The organism is Marininema mesophilum (assembly GCF_900106775.1).
In the GTDB taxonomy this organism is placed as follows: Bacteria; Bacillota; Bacilli; order Thermoactinomycetales; family DSM-45169; genus Marininema; species Marininema mesophilum.
In genome coordinates, this window is the sequence record NZ_FNNQ01000032.1 from 1 (window position 1) to 3,010 (window position 3,010).

At 54.9% G+C, this 3,010-nt stretch carries 1 rRNA gene; it reads right to left on the reverse strand.

The annotated features are described in order from the left end of the window. Positions 1-46 precede the first annotated feature (46 nt). Positions 47-2,981, reverse strand: a 23S ribosomal RNA gene (locus BLV90_RS15765). Between the last annotated feature and the right edge of the window lie 29 nt (positions 2,982-3,010).

Genomic DNA, 3,010 nt, shown 5'->3' on the forward strand with positions numbered 1-3,010 from the left:
GGTGATACACCCTGAAAACCGGAATGGAGTAAGGTTGGAATGAATCCAGGAGAAGTCCTCGACCGATTCGTATCTGTCAGCTGAACACATTGCTGTGCTTACACCTCAGACCGATCTACCTCGTCATCTACAAGGGGTCTTACTTCCACTAGGGAATGGGAAATCTTATCTTGAGGGGGGCTTCGCGCTTAGATGCTTTCAGCGCTTATCCCTTCCACACTTGGCTACCCAGCGATGCATCTGGCGACACAACTGGTACACCAGCGGTGTGTCCATCCCGGTCCTCTCGTACTAAGGATGGCTCCTCTCAAATTTCCTGCGCCCACGACGGATAGGGACCGAACTGTCTCACGACGTTCTGAACCCAGCTCGCGTGCCGCTTTAATGGGCGAACAGCCCAACCCTTGGGACCTACTTCAGCCCCAGGATGCGACGAGCCGACATCGAGGTGCCAAACCTCCCCGTCGATGTGGACTCTTGGGGGAGATTAGCCTGTTATCCCCGGGGTAGCTTTTATCCGTTGAGCGATGGCCCTTCCACTCGGTACCACCGGATCACTAAGCCCGACTTTCGTCCCTGCTCGACCTGTATGTCTCGCAGTCAAGCTCCCTTCTGCCTTTGCACTCTTATGCGCGATTTCCAACCGCGCTGAGGGAACCTTGGGGCGCCTCCGTTACTCTTTAGGAGGCGACCGCCCCAGTCAAACTGCCCACCTGACACGGTCCCGCATCCGGATCACGGATGTCGGTTAGAATTCCAGCACGATCAGGGTGGTATCCCACCATTGCCTCCTCCGAACCTAGCGGCCCGGTTTCTTAGGCTCCCACCTATCCTGTACAGATCGTACCAAAATTCAATATCAAGCTACAGTAAAGCTCCACGGGGTCTTTCCGTCCTGTCGCGGGTAACCCGCATCTTCACGGGTACTACAATTTCACCGGGTCTCTCGTTGAGACAGCGCCCAAGTCGTTACGCCTTTCGTGCGGGTCGGAACTTACCCGACAAGGAATTTCGCTACCTTAGGACCGTTATAGTTACGGCCGCCGTTTACTGGGGCTTCGGTTCAGAGCTTCGCTTGCGCTAACCCTTCCCCTTAACCTTCCAGCACCGGGCAGGCGTCAGCCCCTATACTTCGCCTTACGGCTTCGCAGAGACCTGTGTTTTTGCTAAACAGTCGCTTGGGCCTATTCACTGCGGCCCCCTCGAGCCAAAAGACTCTACCGGGGCACCCCTTCTCCCGAAGTTACGGGGTCATTTTGCCGAGTTCCTTAACGAGAGTTTTCCCGCGCGCCTGAGGATTCTCTCCTCGCCTACCTGTGTCGGTTTACGGTACGGGCACCTTCCACCTCGCTAGAGGCTTTTCTTGGCAGTGTGAGATCAAAGACTTCGGTACTAAAATTTCCCTCGCCATCACGGCCCAGCCTTGAGAAGAAAGGGATTTACCTCTCTCTTCAGCCTCTCCGCTTGGACGCACATCCAATCGTGCGCTCTCCTACCCTCCTGCGTCCCCCCATCACTCAAACGGTGGTTTGGTGGTACAGGAATATCAACCTGTTGTCCATCGCCTACGCATTTCTGCCTCGGCTTAGGTCCCGACTTACCCTGAGCGGACGAACCTTCCTCAGGAAACCTTAGGCTTACGGCGGAAGGGATTCTCACCCTTCTTTTCGTTACTCATACCGGCATTCTCACTTCTCTCCGCTCCACCGTTTCTCACGAAACGACTTCACCGCTGAAGAGAACGCTCCCCTACCATGTCTTACGACATCCACAGCTTCGGTGGTGTGTTTAGCCCCGTTACATTTTCGGCGCAGAGTCCCTGGACCAGTGAGCTATTACGCACTCTTTAAATGATGGCTGCTTCTAAGCCAACATCCTGGTTGTCTAAGCGACTCCACATCCTTTCCCACTTAACACACACTTGGGGACCTTAGCTGGTGGTCTGGGCTGTTTCCCTTTCGACTACGAATCTTAGCACCCGCAGTCTGACTCCCGGTTAACAAGTCTATGGCATTCGGAGTTTGACTGAGTTCGGTAACCCGGGAAGGGCCCCTAGCCCAATCAGTGCTCTACCTCCATGACTTTTTCATCCGAGGCTAGCCCTAAAGCTATTTCGGGGAGAACCAGCTATCTCCGAGTTCGATTAGCATTTCACCACTACCCACACCTCATCCCCTGATTTTTCAACATCAGTGGGTTCGGGCCTCCACTAAGTCTTACCTTAGCTTCACCCTGGACATGGGTAGATCACTCGGTTTCGGGTCGACGGCGACGTACTACACGCCCTATTCAGACTCGCTTTCGCTACGGCTCCAGCTTCTCACCTTAACCTTGCACGGCACCGTCACTCGCCGGTTCATTCTACAAAAGGCACGCCGTCACCCCTCTAGGGAGGCTCCGACTGCTTGTAAGCACACGGTTTCAGGTTCTATTTCACTCCCCTTCCGGGGTGCTTTTCACCTTTCCCTCACGGTACTGGTTCACTATCGGTCGCCAGGAAGTATTTAGCCTTGGGAGGTGGTCCTCCCGGATTCCCACGGGATTTCTCGTGTCCCGCGGTACTCAGGGTCCGTCTCGGAGGGCAATCGGTTTCAATTACAGGGCTGTTACCTTCTATGGCCGGCCTTTCCAGGCCACTTCATTTACCCATTGCCTTTGTAACTCCATGTGAGACGCCCTACAACCCCAACTGGCAAAAGCCAATTGGTTTAGGCTGCTCCCGTTTCGCTCGCCGCTACTCAGGGAATCGCGTTTGCTTTCTCTTCCTCAGGGTACTTAGATGTTTCAGTTCCCCTGGTCTGCCTCATCCTACCCTATGGATTCAGGTAGGTGTACCAGCGGTTCACGCTGGTGGGTTGCCCCATTCGGAAATCCCCGGATCAATGCCTGCTTACGGCTCCCCGGGGCATATCGGTGTTCGCCCCGTCCTTCTTCGGCTCCTGGCGCCAAGGCATCCACCGTGTGCCCTTACTAACTTCTCCTTCATTCACTCCGGTGAAATCTCCATACA